We start from the raw sequence: 15,315 nt of genomic DNA, 5'->3' as shown, positions 1-15,315 counted from the left end.
CGGCTGATCCTCACGAATCAGCCGCTTTTTACTTTTCACTTTTAAGTTGTGACTTATTATGCAACTGCATCTTTAGCATGTGCCATAGCCAGTACTTTCTCTACCATTTTCTTAGAGCCGATGTAGACCGGTACTCTTTGGTGTAGTTCTGTTGGCATGATATCCAGAATATCTATATCACCATTGCTGGCAATACCACCTGCTGCTTCTACTATAAATGCCATTGGGTTGCACTCGTACTGCAGGCGCAGCTTACCGTTAGGTGAGCTCTTGTCGGCAGGGTACATGAACAGACCACCCTTTATCAATGTGCGGTGAAGATCACCCACCATTGAGCCAATGTAACGATGAGAATAAGGGCGACCTTCTTCCTTATTGACCTCCATACAGTATTCAAGATAAGACTTCAGTCCGTCGCTGAATTTATTCATATTACCCTGGTTCACAGAGTATATCTTACCATTTTCAGGGCATTTAATGTTTGGGTGTGACAAGCAGAACTCACCTATAGATGGCTCCAGTGTAAAACCATTCACACTCAGGCGTGTAGCATACACCATCATAGTGCTGCTGCCATAAATAATGTAACCCGCTGCCATCAGCTTGTTACCCGGCTGCAGGAAGTCTGCCTCAGTGCAGGTAGTACCCAATTCACTTACACGGCGATAAATAGAGAATATAGTACCTATTGATGCGTTGACATCTATATTAGATGAACCGTCCAATGGATCGAATAATACTACATACTTAGAGTTTGCAGAGAAGGTGTCCTCATAAGAAACGTGATCATCATTTTCTTCCGATGCTATACCCGCACAGTCAGTACTGTTCTTTAAAACATGTATCAGCGTTTCATCAGCTATTACATCCAGCTTCATCTGCTCTTCTCCCTGTATGTTAGATGTACCTTGCTTGCCCAATATATCAGACAAACCTGCCTTACGTACCTGCTTGTTGATGATCTTACCTGCCAGCGCTATGTCGCGCAGTAGAGAAGACAGTTCACCCGTAGCTTGTGGAAATTTCCTCGTTTCCTGGATAGTAAATTCATCCAGTGTTATCAGTTGTCCTTGTAGCATTATAGTTTATATTATTTCTTTTCTCTTCAAAATTAATAAAATTGCCCAAATAATCGGTACGAATGGCCGAATATACCGTTGGTTCTGCATTGCTTCCGTATTTTTGACTGCGAGTGCCACGTCTGGCATTATTTTTTACAACTGGTCTTTTAAATGATACACACTTTTATCAAAAACCTTTTACCGGCCGTTATATTTATGTGCTCATTCAGCAGTTGCCTAGTGCTGAAGGAGAATGCTAAATATAATTTTAACGACGGAGAATACAGCACCAAAAGGTTCTCGAGAGAAAAGGTCTACGTACTCCATGTAGATGAAGATACTATAGCAGTATTCCCAATACAGGAATTTAAGGATTCAACTGCCATAATTACCAGCAAGAGAGTAAACTATACCAGTATGCAACGCAGGTTTAAAGACAAAAAGCTGCAACATAACTTTTACAAACCTTCATTCGATTTTGATGTGATGACCATACCGTTGAAGTACAGGCCGGCCACATCCAACATACCCAACCAATTGGTGACTAACTTCAATGGGGCACTATTTGGTGGCTACCGTATTGATGAATATAAACTTACTTATAGGCGCACACCACTTAACATCTACAAACAAACATCAAAACATTTTGGTTACAGCGGCGGACTATTTGTTGGGCTCGGCAGTGCGTTGATAAATCCATGGGTGATTAGAGATCCTCATTTCGATTTGGAATATGAAGGAGTAACATTAATATCAGGCGTTTCTGCAAATATTGCTATGGATAAAATTTCTTTCGGTGTAGCCTTCGGCTTCGATCATCTTCTTGATAAAAATGCCGGCGACTGGATTTACCAGGGAAAGCCATCGATTGGATTTACGCTGGGGCTCGATCTGTACTAAGTAATAATAATGTTTGCACCAAAGATATCGGACCAAACAGCTTTCTACCTTTTACTTTAGATTATATACTACTCGCTAAGCGAGCGACAAAAACGCCTTCCCCATATAATCAATTATATCACCCGCAATCATTGCTTCCTCCGATAGTTCTTTTGCGGCAAGATCACCGGCTGTGCCATGCAGGTATACACCCATCATTGCCGCAGCCTGCGGCTCATAACCCTGCGCCAGCAGCCCGGTAATGATACCGGTGAGCACATCGCCGGCGCCACCTGTGGCCATCCCAGCATTGCCGGTCATATTATACCAACATTCGCCTTCTGTATTGATAATGGCTGTATGATGGCCTTTAAGCACTATGTTTATATTATACCGCATAGCGTGGATCCGGGCATTGTCTACCTGTATCATGCTGTTAGTATTCTCACCAAACAAACGGCCAAATTCCTTAGGATGTGGGGTGAGAATAGAGTTCTTAGGCAATTTAGCCAGCAGGTCGCTATGCCTGCCTATAATATTCAATGCATCTGCATCCAGTACTACGGGTTGCTTACAATCTTCCAGGAAGTCAGATAAAGCACGTACGCTATCAGAAGTTGTACCCATACCCGGCCCAATGCCTATTGCGGTGTACTTATTCCAATTCTGTATAGCGTCAACCGCCTCACGGCCACTGGTCTGGCACATGGCCTCCGGCACTGATGATTGCATGACCTGGTAGCCTGATTCAGGCACCAGTGCAGTTACCAACCCCGCCCCACTGCGCAACGCCGCTCTTGACGACAGCACTATTGCTCCTGTTTTACCATGGGCACCACCACATATGAGTACACTACCATAGGTACCTTTGTGAGCAAATCTGTTCCTTGGCTTGTACAATGCCAATATATCTTCCCGCTCCAGCGTACGGTAATTAGTATGGGTGGTATCAATAAACCCTTTATCCAGCCTTATATCCAGCACTTGTATATTACCGGCCGCAGGTGCAGTTTCAGGATGCAGAAAACTACGCTTATAAAACTGGAAGGTGAGTGTATCCCGCACTTTCAGCACAGCGGCATCCCTGTCGCCTACTATATCGGCAGCCATGCCACTTGGGATATCTATGGCCAGTTTTCGATTGGGCATCTTGTTGATCCGCTCAATAAATGCAGCTACCCAACCCGATGCGGGCCTGCTCAAACCTGCACCCAGTATTGCATCTATGATCACCACATGCGGTGGAAGATCGCTCAGAAAAGTATCGGGCTCTACAACTGTAACCAACTGCTCATTTACCTGCTTCAGTTTCTGAAAATTGGTAGCGCAATCGGCAGATAATTCATTGCCAAAATTGAGCAGGAATGCTTTTACACCGTAAGACCGCAAATGCAGCATGCGGGCTATTGCCAGTCCGTCGCCTCCATTGTTCCCCGGCCCGCAGAGTATTATGAATAATGTCTCCTTTGGAAAACTTGCCTTCAGCCAGTCAGCACACTTATTGGCAGCCCTCTCCATCAGGTCTATTGAGCGGATACCGGATACTTTTATGGTTTGCTCATCGCATTCCCTTATCTGTGCTGAAGTGAAGATTTTCATGGTTCTAAAATAGTGTATGCAAGGTATTTAATGTTCTTATGATTTTGTAAAGATTTTAGCACGCTGCATATACCACTACCCTGCCCGAACGACATATAAGTGCTCTTTTTTTGCATCATCAATATATTTAGTAGCTTTATGCTTCAAATTGTAAGAAACTTATTTTAGTATATGAGAAGATCGCTACTGCTCTTATTGGCCTTATTTTCAATTTTAATTGCCTGTAATAAGACTCCTGACCCTCAGTTAGACGTTATTACCATGCTCCGAACGGGAAAATGGCACATTACATCGGGTACCGTTACAATGAGGGGCCCTAATGGTGTAAAAGCAGCGCAGACCTATTATCCTAACCTCAGGAAACAATACCTGCGCGATGATGAAATTCGTTTCGATTCCTCTGGCTATGCTTTTGTTTATAACAATAGCAAACGCTCTGATGTTGGCGATCCGGATTCTGTTGGCTTTAACTACGTCATCAAAAACAACGATGCCAATTTCGATTTCTTCAATGCCTACAAGATCATAGATTCTGTGGCTCAGGTCATTTATCCTGACGCAGCAGGTCCTAATGGATATAGCGCACGTTACGATACTGCAGTATCGCATGTTAAAGATATCAGAAATGGCAAGTTGAGTAATGTGTCTGAAACTTCATTTACAATAGAATACTCATTGATAGGTCAGTATAATGACACTACTTTAACGCATTGGACAACGCCGATATTGCGTCCTGATACGTTCATATTCAACGTCACATACGGCCATTAAAAATATAATAAGCGACAGGAAAACCACCAGCCCTGCGCCGGTGGTTTTTTTATAAGAGGATTTTTTCACCCTCATATAGTTCGTACCTTTGCAACCTTTATAAGAACAATTTTTATGATACAAATTACTTTACCCGATGGCGCGGTACGCGAATATGAAGCAGGCGTTTCAGCGGGAGATATAGCAAAATCAATAAGTGAAGGCCTGGCACGTAAGGTACTGGCAGCAGAAGTTAATGGTGAAGTATGGGACGCGTCCCGCCCCATCAATACCAATGCTACGCTGAAATTATTAACATGGGACAACAAAGAAGGTAAATCTACCTTCTGGCACTCTTCTGCTCACCTTATGGCTGAGGCTTTGGAAGCTATTTACCCGGGCGTAAAACTGGGTATTGGCCCTGCTATCGAAACCGGCTTCTATTATGATATTGACCTGGGCGATCGCAGCATTACAGAGGAAGATCTGAAGAAGATCGAAAATAAGATGAAGGAATTGGCAGGCACCAAGTCTGAATACGTTCGTAAGGATGTTTCTAAGGCCGATGCAGTTAGTTATTTCACCGAAAAGCAGGACCAGTACAAGCTGGAACTGATCGACGGACTGAACGATGGCAGCATCACTTTCTACACACAGGGCGGCTTCACCGATCTGTGCCGTGGACCGCACATTCCTAATACCGGTTTCATTAAAGCTGTTAAGCTCACCAACATTGCCGGTGCTTATTGGAGAGGTAATGAAAAGAACAAAATGCTTACCCGTATCTATGGTGTTACTTATCCTAACCAGAAGGAACTGGATGAGTATATCTTGTTGATGGAAGAAGCCAAGAAGCGCGACCACCGCAAGCTAGGCAAGGAGCTGGAATTGTTTACCTTCTCAGAAAAAGTAGGTAGCGGTTTAGCATTATGGTTGCCTAACGGCGCTATGCTTCGCGAAAGACTGCAACAGTTTTTACAGAAAGCGCAGTTGGAAACCGGTTACCTTCCGGTTATCACTCCGCACATAGGTAGCAAGCAGTTGTATGTAACTTCAGGCCACTGGGAGAAGTATGGCAAGGATAGTTTCCACCCTATCACTACCCCGCAGGAAGGTGAAGAATTCATGCTGAAACCAATGAACTGCCCGCACCACTGCGAGATATACAAATCATCCCCTAAGTCTTATAAAGACCTTCCTTACCGCCTTGCTGAGTTTGGTACAGTGTACCGTTATGAGCAAAGTGGAGAGTTGCATGGCCTTACACGTGTTCGCGGCTTTACTCAGGATGATGCCCACTTGTTCTGCACACCCGAGCAGGTAAAAGATGAGTTCAAAAAAGTAATTGACCTGGTGCTGTTCGTCTTCGAATCACTGGGCTTTACAGAATATACTGCACAGATATCTCTACGCGACTTGGAAGACCGCAGCAAATACATAGGCAGCGATGAAAACTGGGAAACATCTGAGAATGCGATCATTGAAGCCGCCGCAGAAAAGGGACTGAAGACAGTTACAGAATACGGCGAAGCCGCATTCTACGGCCCTAAGCTAGACTTTATGGTGAAGGATGCCCTGGGCCGTAAATGGCAGTTGGGTACTATACAGGTAGATTATAACCTGCCTGAACGCTTTGAACTGGAGTACGTAGATAGCGACAATACCCGCAAGCGCCCGGTAATGATACACCGTGCACCGTTCGGCTCTATGGAGCGCTTCATAGCAGTATTGCTGGAGCATTGCGCAGGTAACCTGCCTTTCTGGCTGGCACCGCTGCAGGTGAAGGTGTTACCTATCAGCGACAAGTACAACGAATACGCAAAAAGCGTTATTGCTGCACTCAGGTCAGAAGACATACGCGCTACAATAGACGACAGAAGCGAAAAAATAGGCCGTAAGATCCGCGACACAGAAATGATGAAGGTGCCTTACATGCTTATTGTTGGTGAAAAAGAACAGGAAAACCAGACCGTTTCCGTGCGCAAACATGGCGATGGCGACAAGGGTGCCGTATCTATAGCTGACTTCGCTACCGAAATGCGCAATATCGTTAAGGAGCAGATGAAGGGAAAGAGGAAAACAGAAACGAATGCCAACTAATACAGACTAATGATTTAAAGAAAAAGTTCGCACTATGCGAACTTTTTCTTTAAATAAACAATACTCAATGAGAAAACAGGTACAGTTTTAGTTAAGAAATAAAGAATTATCTGTAGGCTTTAGGTAAAAACCGTAACAATAAAAATTTTATACATTAGCTTTGAGTAATTAACAAACAAATATTTTATTTTTGCCAATAAAATTCTAAAATCAATTAATGCAGAAAAGACCAAAAGGTAAACCATTTTTCAGGCCCAGGGTACCACAAAACGAACATCGCTTAAACAATGAAATAACAGCTCCACAGGTTCGTGTTATAGGAGATAATATAGAACCGGGTATCTATCCAATAGCTGATGCCATAAAGATGGCGCAAGTTCAGGAAGTAGACCTGGTGGAGATCTCACCAAATGCAGTACCTCCCGTTTGTAAGCTTATCGATTACAAAAAGTTCCTTTACGAAAAGAAGAAAAAAGACAAGGAACAGAAAGCTAAGGCTAAGCAAAGTGAAGTAAAGGAAATTCGTTTCACACCGAATACAGATGATCATGACTTTGACTTTAAAGCCAAACATGCAGAAAAATTCCTGCAGGATGGTAATAAAGTAAAATGCTATGTTCAGTTCAAAGGACGTGCGATCATGTTCCAGGAGCGTGGCGAACTGTTGTTGCTGAAATTTGCAGAGCGTTTGGCAGAGTTTGGCGGATTGGAATCTATGCCTAAAATGGAAGGCAAGAGGATGCTGGTCATCTTCTCACCTAAAAAGAAAGGCAAAGCTTAGTACTTTGTAAGAAAATGCAATACAATGTAGTAGGTATTTAACAAAAAAATATTTCTACAAAATTGCACAACTAATAAAAACTGTCCTATCTTTGTACAGTTAAAGTAACCAACGAAATAATTTAGCTCTCAGCATAAAGAAGTTTTCATGGTGATAGGGTTTATAGGGGCTGGCCTGTTCTCAGGCTGGCTTTTTCAAAAAACTCTTCAGTTTTGAAAAAAATAATTTTTGTAAAAGCTTTGAAGTAATTACGCAAACCATCTGTTTGCAAAGATTTTCATAGTGATAGGGTTTATAGGGGCTGGCCTGTTCTCAGGCTGGCTTTTTTATTTTAGAAAACTAGTATATTCACAGCAAATTTGCCCCTTCCATGCAGCGAATATTTATTGTACTGCTCTCTATATACCTCTCCTGCACAACCGCATTGGCGCAGCCCTATGCTACCTATGTTACTCAACAAAATGAATTAATGGTATGGGACAAGGGCATGATCCACAAGATCGACTACATGCCGCCAACGCTGCTTAAAACCGGCCGCATAGCAATACCCTACCTCGACAACTCACGCACCTTTAAGATCTACTACAACAACGCCACCCAAAAGGTAAATGCAGGTTTCACCAATGCCTTCTATGCTACAGACAATCTTGTTGTTTTCCTCAACCAGAAATCACTGAATGTATTTGACAAAGGCCTAGTTAAAAACCTGACACCGATCTGTGAACAGTATTACATCGGCGACAGCCTGGTAATGTACCTGGATGGTATGAAAAGCGACTATAAGGTATACTACAACGGACAAATACAGCAGTTAGAAGCATTTGTACCGGACAGTGTATTATCAGGTCTTAGCTTGTCAGACAATATCATCGCCTATAATAATTTTGCCAACCAGTTCAAGATCTTCTTCAGAGGTGTAAAGCTAAATCAGGAAGACTATCCGGTAAGCACATTTGAAGCAGGCCGTAGCACGGTTGCCTATGTAGATGCCGACCGCAGGTTTAAGATATTTCATAACGGACAAACGTTTACAATAGACAACTTCCCCCCACTATCTTACCATGTAGCAGATAATGTTGTGGCATTTGTAAGCAGCGATGGATATTTCAAGATATTCTATAACGATGCAGTAAAAACGGTAGGCTTCTTTAACCCGTCTTACCAGGCGGTAGATAATATTGTAGCCTACAGAGACCCTTCAGGTTATTTTAAAATTTTTTATAAAGGCGAGTTCACCGACATGGAGAATTACTACCCCGAGAATGTATTGATACAATACAACTCCCTCGCCTATATCAATACCAACAATACCTTGCGCCTGTTTACTGAAGGCGAAGTATATGACGTAACCAATGCCGATCTCACCAACTGGCAGCTCAACTACGACGTCATTAACTACCAGATCGGCCAGGGCATCTTCAAGGTGTACTACAAAGGCACTGAGTACTAATACATATGCATCCGCACATATTTCAGCTTTTGTTTAAATACCTTTGCTGCATATGATGAAGTACTTTCGTACATACCCGCCGGGTATGCAATTACTACTGTTCCTGTTGATGACTTTCACCCTTTTTTCATTGGCACTTGCCTTCATAGGTGTAATGCTACCCAAGGTATATGGCGTACCCACCAGTGCCATCCAGAACATCACCGATAAAAGCGCTCCTGTACTCATTCATGTTTCATTAGTAGCACAGGGCATTGGCAGCCTTATGATGTTCGCCGCACCATCGCTTTTATTCGCCTATCTGGCCCACCCCAAACCCATTAAATACCTTGGACTTAAGGCTCCACAAAAACCAATTCACCTGCTGTTGGCAGTATTGGTGATGCTGGGAGCCATGCCTGTATTTATGGCATTACAAACCCTTATGGGGCATATAAATTTTGGTGCCGAGGTACAGGCAAAACAAGAGGCGGCCGAAACAGTTGCTCGTGCTTATCTCACCATGCCCACCTTTGCCGATTTTATCCGCACATTTTTGATAGTAGCTATTCTGCCGGCTATTGGCGAGGAGCTATTCTTCAGGGGTATGATCATGAGATTCACGCATAAGTCGTCGCACAACATAGTGCTGGCTGTGCTTTTTTCGGCCATTATGTTTGCCTTTGTGCATGCCAGCTATACAGGCTTGCCGTCTATCTTCCTGGCAGGCGCATTGCTTGCTGTTATCTACAACCTTACCGGCTCGCTATGGTGCGGCATAGCTGCTCACCTGTTCTTCAATGGCTTGCAGATCATATTTGCCTACGTAGAGAAAGGAAACACAAATACAGGAGCAGCACCAACAGATACCGGCATACAATGGGGCTTTGTAGCAGGCGGCGTAGTATTGTTTGCCGGTGCATTTTATATGCTCTGGAAAACAAGAACACCATTACCCCGTAATTGGTCTGATGATTTTGACCAACCACAAAATAGCACAACAGACGAAAATCCTGCTATCTTTAACTAAGAAACGTACCAACGGCTTTTTACTTTTCACTTTTTACTTTTAAGTTTTTATGGCGCTCAACCTCCCTGTATTCTACCAACGCACCGGCAGTGCTATAGTTTTTGCAGCAGTAATGCTTGTGGGGTTGTTTTGGAATCAATGGTCGTACCTGGCCCTGATTAGCCTTATCGGCGTATTGTGTCTCCGAGATTATATAAGACTGATGAAAAAAATCGACTCGGCTTCAGCATGGCCGATTTGGTTGCCAATAACGATACAACTTCTGGGATTATATTTTATAGCTGTCACTTATAACTGGCTTCACGTTAAAGAAGGAACTCCATTTGAATTACTTAATTATTTTTTACCAATAGCTTTTGTTGTCCCTGCCGTTATGTTGATCACCGGTGTCCTCAACAACAAAAATACGGTCAACTCTGTTATGCAGGCATTCGGAGGCCTGTTTTATATTACTGTACCTATGGTATTCATGATGTTTATGAGGGGCAACGATATGATCATCCCCATTGCACTCATCCTTTTGATCTGGACAAATGATACTATGGCCTACTTGGTAGGTTCGTTCATCGGCAAAACCCCATTCTCTCCTATATCTCCTAAAAAAACATGGGAAGGGACCGGCGGAGGAGCTCTGTTAACGATGATAGGCGCAATGGCTTACGGTTATTTTTCAGGCCGTTACAGGTTGGTCGACTGGGCGATGCTTGGCCTTTGCGCAAGCGTGGCAGGTACTCTGGGCGATCTTGTTGAATCTAAGCTAAAACGTATGGCAGATGTAAAAGACTCGGGAACCCTGATGCCTGGCCATGGTGGAGCGCTGGACCGTTTTGATTCATTACTTCTTGCTGCACCATTTGCAGGTGCGTATGTTTACTACTTTATGCAGTTACCTACATATGTGGCGCCTTAATAAATATTGGGTACTTAAAGGCGAAGTTGATACCCACCTTATTTCACCCACACACTGCTCTCCACAAACCCCTTCACAAACCCCCTTTCATCCTTTAGCTCATAGCCTTGTATAGCAAATTGCAAGCCCACATCAGGTACCTACCTTAGCGTACTGGAATCCTGCACTTCTGTTTCTGTCAGTTTATCTACTCCCCCTTTCGAGAGACTAGCCCACTCCTAATTTCCCAAAGCGGCAATAGCGGTTAGAACGTATTGTGCACGTTTGAGTTTTGCAGCCATAGCACTATTACTTTTTAATCAATATATTTGATCAATTAAGACAAGACAACAGATACATTATGGTGAGAACACTATGCCTTTTTATTGTTTGCTTTGCCTTATCATTTAATAGTGCATTGTCCCGGGAGCACAGATATCTGAAAGACACTTCCACAGCCACATTGATGAAGGCGCTTTACAACCACACAATTGGCAAAGGAGACTCAACTGCCGGCATAATGTACAGAGCTGATGTTGACGAAGAGCACTGGATGGGCCCGGAAGATTCTGCCGCTATGCGTATACTGAATAAGATCACTTATAAAAGACAAGGAATCATTAATTGTGTGTTAGTTCTTGCAGGACAAAGCGGGTCTATGTGGGATCATTACTACTCTATGTATAACTACGTTTTCCTGCGGCTGACACCTAAAGGGTGGCTGGTAACCCATCGGCAGTTGGATCAGAATCAGGACCTGGATACTGACGAGTTTTTCTTTCTGAAAGACAGCTCACTTATTTACCGGCAAACCACTAACTACGTAATAGAAGGTATCCTCACCATTAATACTGGATATGCATTAATAGGACGCGATACTCTGACACCTATCTGTGTCGAAGAGACAGTATCATCGAACACGGCCAGCGGCTGCAAAGACAAAAAACAAGGCTGCGACTGCTATGATAGGGAGATGGATATCATCATAGATCATCAAAAAGGATGTCCGTGGTTTACTATAACGGAGAACATGGAAAAATGGGTTTTCTCTAAAAAGACCTGTGAGGAAATCGGTACAATAAAGACCATCGATACAAAAGCGTGCATGAACAATAATTGCGTATTGCTGCGCACGGAAAATTGCAGGACTCACAAGGTTAAAGTGTTGTTGCAAAACAATCCTAAAATAATACTGGCTGCATTGAAGAAAGCAGGTAAATCACAAAAGTAGATCGCACTTTACTGTTTGATATATTCCATAGAAGCCACAAAGCCATTCATAGAACTGCTTTCTTTTTTTAGCTGATAAGCATGTTGAGCAAAAAGCATGTCCATATCGGGCAGCGTAGAATTGCGTATGCCACACAGCGTGCCGAAGAACATATACATACTTTTGAGTAATAACCCGTGTTTAGCTCTGCCAGTGTTGCGGAAGTCGGTATAGAGCCACTGGCCATTGCAATGAAGTGACCGATCGAGGTGTTTGAATACTTCTGCTGCTGTTTGTCCGGTAAAGTTGTCGAACAGGAAGGGTGTAATGATAAGGTCATAATCGCTGCTCAGTTTTATGTTTTGAACGGGCGAAGTTATAAACGATACTTTATTATCACCTGCATTACGTTGTTGGGCCAATGCTATCATTTTGGGCGAGGCATCGATATAGGTAATACTCAGACCGCGCGGATGAAGTTTGGTAATATCCTCTAATATAAGTCCGCTGCCGCCGCCTGCAATAAGGATATTATCAGCAGGCATTATCGCTGACAGGAAGTAGCATTCGGCTGCATGTAATTTATTACCAAATACCAACCTGCTAAGGCGATCATAAAACCACGAAACATTATCATAACCTTTGTTCATCCGTTGGACCTTAAACAGATGTGGCACACTTTTAAAGTGTGCCACATCTTGATTCAGGAATTCATTCTTAGATCCTTCTTCTATCAATCTCTTTTTCTATCAGCGATAGCTCCCTGCCTGTTTGTCCGGCTACAGAGCTATTCTCCTGCGCACGGCGCATCAGGTAGGGCAACACATCCGTTACCGGGCCATAAGGCAGGTATTTAGCCACGTGGTAGCCGCTATTGGCCAGGTTGAAGGATATGTTATCACTCATGCCGTACAACTGCGAGAAGTATACATGTTCGGTAGTTGCAGGCACACCATTAGCCTCCATATAGCGGGCAGCCTTCATACAGCTCTCCTCATTATGTGTTCCTATAAATACCGACAACCCTGAAAGGTTTTCAAGACAATACAATACCGCAGCATCATAGTCTTTATCTGTAGCTTCTTTGCTTGGCTGTATAGGGTCACGGTAGCCCATATCAGCAGCGCGCCTGCGCTCTTTTTCCATATAAGCGCCGCGCACCAGTTTAGCACCCAACTGGTAATTATGTGCTTTTGCAAATGCTACTGATTCCTGAAGGAATAACAACCTGTCGTGCCTGTACATCTGGAAGGTATTGAACACAATAGCTTTCACCTGATTATACTGCGCCATCATAGCATCAGTAAGATCATCTACCGGCTTCTGTATCCAGCTTTCTTCTGCATCTACCAGTACCATTACATTGGCCTGTGCTGCTGCCTTACAGATAAAATCTATCCTGTCGTATACACGCTTCCACTCACCTTGCTCTTCGGTGCTCAGCGTTGCTTCCGAGTGTATCTTTTCCAGCAATGCGAACCTAGCAAAACCGGTTACCTTCAAACTTATAAAAGGAATATTCTTATTGGTAGCCGCATACTTTATGGCCTTTACAAACTCAGGCACCGCACGGTCAAAATCTTCTTCACTCTCCTTACCCTCTACACCGTAGTCCAATATGGTACCTACGCCATATTTGCCTATTACAGCCGCTGTCTGTGCAGCCTCGTCCATCGTTTCACCACCGCAAAACTGATCAAAAAGTGTCTTTTTGATCAGCCCTTTTACCGGCAATTTCCACGACAATGCAAACTGTGTCAGTTTCATTCCCAGGCTACTCAGCGCCGGGTTGCCCATTGATGAAAACAGGAACTTAGCCAGTTTCATCTCCTTATCACTACGATATTTAAACGCTATTTCGGTATTTTCAAACTGTGGCAGCATACTATCTGTATAAATAGGGTGCAAAGGTAAGCATAGATGCCAAAAGAAACCTTATAACACTATTGGTTCTTTTTCATTACGCATTTATTTATGCATCAGCCGTCCACCATATTTTAGCTGCAGATAACTTTTCAAACTCCAACCGAATACCCTCACATACCACAAAACCATTCTTCAGGTAAAACCCCATTGGCGATGGATAGGGACTACCATCCGCCTTCACATACTTATCATGATCAGTTACCCAGCCATTCAACACGGTACTATTCGCCTTCAGTTTATTCAAGAGCATAGGACCTACCCCCGATCTATGCAACATACTATCAACAATGATAGCGAACCATCGCTCCCCTTCCCGTTCAAATGAAAATGCCCAGCCAACTATGTCATCCGCATCATTGACAGCAAAATAGTGGTGAGGTTCCTTTAGATTTTCGAGATACACATCCAGCTCCACATGCGCGCTATACCCCAATTGGCTTGGATACTCATTGTTCCAAAGCCTGTAAATAGCCTCCTTTTGCGCTGCATCTAAAAATATGGTCTCAGTTATTTTCATGCCCCTTATTATATCCACATCAGAAGTCCCAGCTTAATCCGTCGAGAACTTTCGACTTACGACTTACGACTCCCTTAATGTATCCCCCTCGCATTAAGCGCCTGCTGGTACAACCTTGCATTCAATAGATGCTCTGCATCGGTGGTAGCAAATACCGAAGCCCCACTCAGATCAGCCTTTGCGCAGAAATATATGTAGGTGGTTTGTGGTGCATTCAGCACTGCATCAATAGATCCGTTCGATGGCGTGCATATGGGCCCTGGGGGCAATCCCACGTTTTGATAAGTATTGTAAGGAGATTCTGTTTTCAGCATTGCTCCCGTTACTCTCTTTATCGTAAAGTCACCTATAGAAAATTTCACGGTCGGGTCGGCCTGCAGCTTCATGCCCTTATCCATTCGGTTAAGGTACACGCTCGCTATATTCAATTTATCTGCCGGTAGATTGGTCTCCTCGTCTATGATAGAGGCCATAATAGTTGCCTTAACCGGATTTAATCCATGATTTTTAGCCTGCTCTCTGCGGGCATCGGTCCAGAAGCGACTATAACTTTCTTTCAGTTTTTTAAACAGTTTATCGGTAGTTGTATTCCAGTAAAACTCGTAAGTGTCGGGCCTTACACCACACATCACAGTATTACTATCCAGTCCCATTTTATCCAGGAAATCCTTATCCCGCATCAGCGCACCCAGTTGCAGCGAATCTATCTCCAGGTTAGTAGACACCAATCTTATGAAATCTGCCTTCGTACGTAGCTTGTTGATCACCAGCTTTACCGGTACCTGGCGCCCATTGCGTAATTTTTTCACCAGTTCGTAATTGGTCATACCCCACTTCATCTGGTATTTACCTGGGTGTATATGTTCAGGGAGCCCCGCTCTTTTTGCCAGGAAATCAAAACTATTTATATCGTTCACGTAGCCTCCATCCTTCATTTGCGTCAGCAACTGCTCATAGGTAATTCCCGTTCTTATGTAAAGAAACTGCGCCTTTCCGCTGTTAGGCCCTAATATCTTATAAGCAGCACCTAAAAGCAGCACTATGACTACGATGGTAATGATGAGGGGCAACCGTGATTTCTTCTTCTTTTTCGCAGACATAATGCTAAAATACGTTATTTATAAATACAATACTTTACAACTCC

14 protein-coding genes are annotated in these 15,315 nt (G+C 43.5%); 8 read left to right on the top strand and 6 right to left on the bottom strand.

The window, feature by feature from the left end; genetic code table 11:
* Positions 1-56 precede the first annotated feature (56 nt).
* Positions 57-1,079 carry a class 1 fructose-bisphosphatase gene (gene fbp / locus CJD36_RS13785; RefSeq protein WP_105039762.1) on the bottom strand — a complete coding sequence of 341 codons (1,023 nt, stop codon included), beginning with the start codon at positions 1,077-1,079 and terminating at the stop codon, positions 57-59.
* A 153-nt stretch (positions 1,080-1,232) separates the two neighbouring features.
* On the opposite strand from fbp, the gene CJD36_RS13780 reads away from it, so the two are divergent.
* The gene (locus CJD36_RS13780; protein ID WP_105039761.1) at positions 1,233-1,961 is read left to right on the top strand and encodes a hypothetical protein; all 729 of its coding nucleotides are present in this window, start codon (positions 1,233-1,235) and stop codon (positions 1,959-1,961) included.
* Between the two features lie 75 nt (positions 1,962-2,036).
* Here CJD36_RS13780 and CJD36_RS13775 read toward each other — a convergent pair whose 3' ends face one another.
* Positions 2,037-3,539 (bottom strand): NAD(P)H-hydrate dehydratase, encoded by a 1,503-nt coding sequence (locus CJD36_RS13775; RefSeq protein WP_105039760.1) that lies wholly within the window; start codon positions 3,537-3,539, stop codon positions 2,037-2,039.
* Positions 3,540-3,710: 171 nt separating this feature from the next.
* Between CJD36_RS13775 and CJD36_RS13770 the strand changes: the two genes are divergently transcribed.
* The 7 genes from CJD36_RS13770 to CJD36_RS13740 all read left to right on the top strand — a co-directional run bounded on the left by CJD36_RS13770 (position 3,711) and on the right by CJD36_RS13740 (position 11,749).
* Positions 3,711-4,310: a hypothetical protein gene (locus CJD36_RS13770; RefSeq protein WP_133162646.1), complete on the top strand. Its 600-nt coding sequence runs from the start codon at positions 3,711-3,713 to the stop codon at positions 4,308-4,310.
* Positions 4,311-4,424: 114 nt separating this feature from the next.
* Positions 4,425-6,389, top strand: coding sequence for a threonine--tRNA ligase (gene thrS / locus CJD36_RS13765; RefSeq protein ID WP_105039758.1), 1,965 nt, complete (start codon positions 4,425-4,427; stop codon positions 6,387-6,389).
* Between the two features lie 217 nt (positions 6,390-6,606).
* Positions 6,607-7,170, top strand: a complete 564-nt coding sequence (gene infC, locus CJD36_RS13760; protein ID WP_105039757.1) for a translation initiation factor IF-3 — start codon at positions 6,607-6,609, stop codon at positions 7,168-7,170.
* A 370-nt stretch (positions 7,171-7,540) separates the two neighbouring features.
* Positions 7,541-8,620 (top strand): hypothetical protein, encoded by a 1,080-nt coding sequence (locus tag CJD36_RS13755; protein ID WP_105039756.1) that lies wholly within the window; start codon positions 7,541-7,543, stop codon positions 8,618-8,620.
* Positions 8,621-8,672: 52 nt separating this feature from the next.
* Positions 8,673-9,629 carry a CPBP family intramembrane glutamic endopeptidase gene (locus CJD36_RS13750; protein WP_105039755.1) on the top strand — a complete coding sequence of 319 codons (957 nt, stop codon included), beginning with the start codon at positions 8,673-8,675 and terminating at the stop codon, positions 9,627-9,629.
* A 49-nt stretch (positions 9,630-9,678) separates the two neighbouring features.
* The gene (locus CJD36_RS13745; protein WP_105039754.1) at positions 9,679-10,539 is read left to right on the top strand and encodes a phosphatidate cytidylyltransferase; all 861 of its coding nucleotides are present in this window, start codon (positions 9,679-9,681) and stop codon (positions 10,537-10,539) included.
* Positions 10,540-10,879: 340 nt separating this feature from the next.
* Entirely contained in the window at positions 10,880-11,749 is an 870-nt protein-coding gene (locus CJD36_RS13740) for a hypothetical protein (RefSeq protein ID WP_133162645.1), read from the top strand.
* An 8-nt stretch (positions 11,750-11,757) separates the two neighbouring features.
* On the opposite strand, the gene CJD36_RS13735 is transcribed toward CJD36_RS13740, so the two are convergent.
* The 4 genes from CJD36_RS13735 to mltG all read right to left on the bottom strand — a co-directional run bounded on the left by CJD36_RS13735 (position 11,758) and on the right by mltG (position 15,271).
* The gene (locus CJD36_RS13735; protein WP_133162644.1) at positions 11,758-12,378 is read right to left on the bottom strand and encodes a class I SAM-dependent methyltransferase; all 621 of its coding nucleotides are present in this window, start codon (positions 12,376-12,378) and stop codon (positions 11,758-11,760) included.
* Positions 12,379-12,445: 67 nt separating this feature from the next.
* Positions 12,446-13,612: a proline dehydrogenase family protein gene (locus CJD36_RS13730; RefSeq protein ID WP_105039751.1), complete on the bottom strand. Its 1,167-nt coding sequence runs from the start codon at positions 13,610-13,612 to the stop codon at positions 12,446-12,448.
* A gap of 88 nt (positions 13,613-13,700) precedes the next feature.
* On the bottom strand, positions 13,701-14,171 hold the full coding sequence (locus CJD36_RS13725; protein WP_105039750.1) for a GNAT family N-acetyltransferase: 471 nt from the start codon (positions 14,169-14,171) through the stop codon (positions 13,701-13,703).
* Between the two features lie 74 nt (positions 14,172-14,245).
* Positions 14,246-15,271 (bottom strand): endolytic transglycosylase MltG, encoded by a 1,026-nt coding sequence (mltG, locus tag CJD36_RS13720; protein ID WP_105039749.1) that lies wholly within the window; start codon positions 15,269-15,271, stop codon positions 14,246-14,248.
* Positions 15,272-15,315: the final 44 nt, after the last annotated feature.

Origin of the sequence: Flavipsychrobacter stenotrophus (genome assembly GCF_002954265.1) — a bacterium.
Classification (GTDB): domain Bacteria; phylum Bacteroidota; class Bacteroidia; order Chitinophagales; family Chitinophagaceae; genus Flavipsychrobacter; species Flavipsychrobacter stenotrophus.
Note: the sequence above shows the minus strand (reverse complement) of the source record. Positions and strands in the feature narration are given on the sequence as shown.

What these genes read in the sequence shown, in the direction of transcription:
- fbp (WP_105039762.1), bottom strand. Translation starts at nt 1,079, where the DNA reads ATGCTACAAGGACAACTGATAACACTGGATGAATTTACTATCCAGGAA.
- CJD36_RS13780 (WP_105039761.1), top strand. Translation starts at nt 1,233, where the DNA reads ATGATACACACTTTTATCAAAAACCTTTTACCGGCCGTTATATTTATG.
- CJD36_RS13775 (WP_105039760.1), bottom strand. Translation starts at nt 3,539, where the DNA reads ATGAAAATCTTCACTTCAGCACAGATAAGGGAATGCGATGAGCAAACC.
- CJD36_RS13770 (WP_133162646.1), top strand. Translation starts at nt 3,711, where the DNA reads ATGAGAAGATCGCTACTGCTCTTATTGGCCTTATTTTCAATTTTAATT.
- thrS (WP_105039758.1), top strand. Translation starts at nt 4,425, where the DNA reads ATGATACAAATTACTTTACCCGATGGCGCGGTACGCGAATATGAAGCA.
- infC (WP_105039757.1), top strand. Translation starts at nt 6,607, where the DNA reads ATGCAGAAAAGACCAAAAGGTAAACCATTTTTCAGGCCCAGGGTACCA.
- CJD36_RS13755 (WP_105039756.1), top strand. Translation starts at nt 7,541, where the DNA reads ATGCAGCGAATATTTATTGTACTGCTCTCTATATACCTCTCCTGCACA.
- CJD36_RS13750 (WP_105039755.1), top strand. Translation starts at nt 8,673, where the DNA reads ATGATGAAGTACTTTCGTACATACCCGCCGGGTATGCAATTACTACTG.
- CJD36_RS13745 (WP_105039754.1), top strand. Translation starts at nt 9,679, where the DNA reads ATGGCGCTCAACCTCCCTGTATTCTACCAACGCACCGGCAGTGCTATA.
- CJD36_RS13740 (WP_133162645.1), top strand. Translation starts at nt 10,880, where the DNA reads ATGGTGAGAACACTATGCCTTTTTATTGTTTGCTTTGCCTTATCATTT.
- CJD36_RS13735 (WP_133162644.1), bottom strand. Translation starts at nt 12,378, where the DNA reads ATGAACAAAGGTTATGATAATGTTTCGTGGTTTTATGATCGCCTTAGC.
- CJD36_RS13730 (WP_105039751.1), bottom strand. Translation starts at nt 13,612, where the DNA reads ATGCTGCCACAGTTTGAAAATACCGAAATAGCGTTTAAATATCGTAGT.
- CJD36_RS13725 (WP_105039750.1), bottom strand. Translation starts at nt 14,171, where the DNA reads ATGAAAATAACTGAGACCATATTTTTAGATGCAGCGCAAAAGGAGGCT.
- mltG (WP_105039749.1), bottom strand. Translation starts at nt 15,271, where the DNA reads ATGTCTGCGAAAAAGAAGAAGAAATCACGGTTGCCCCTCATCATTACC.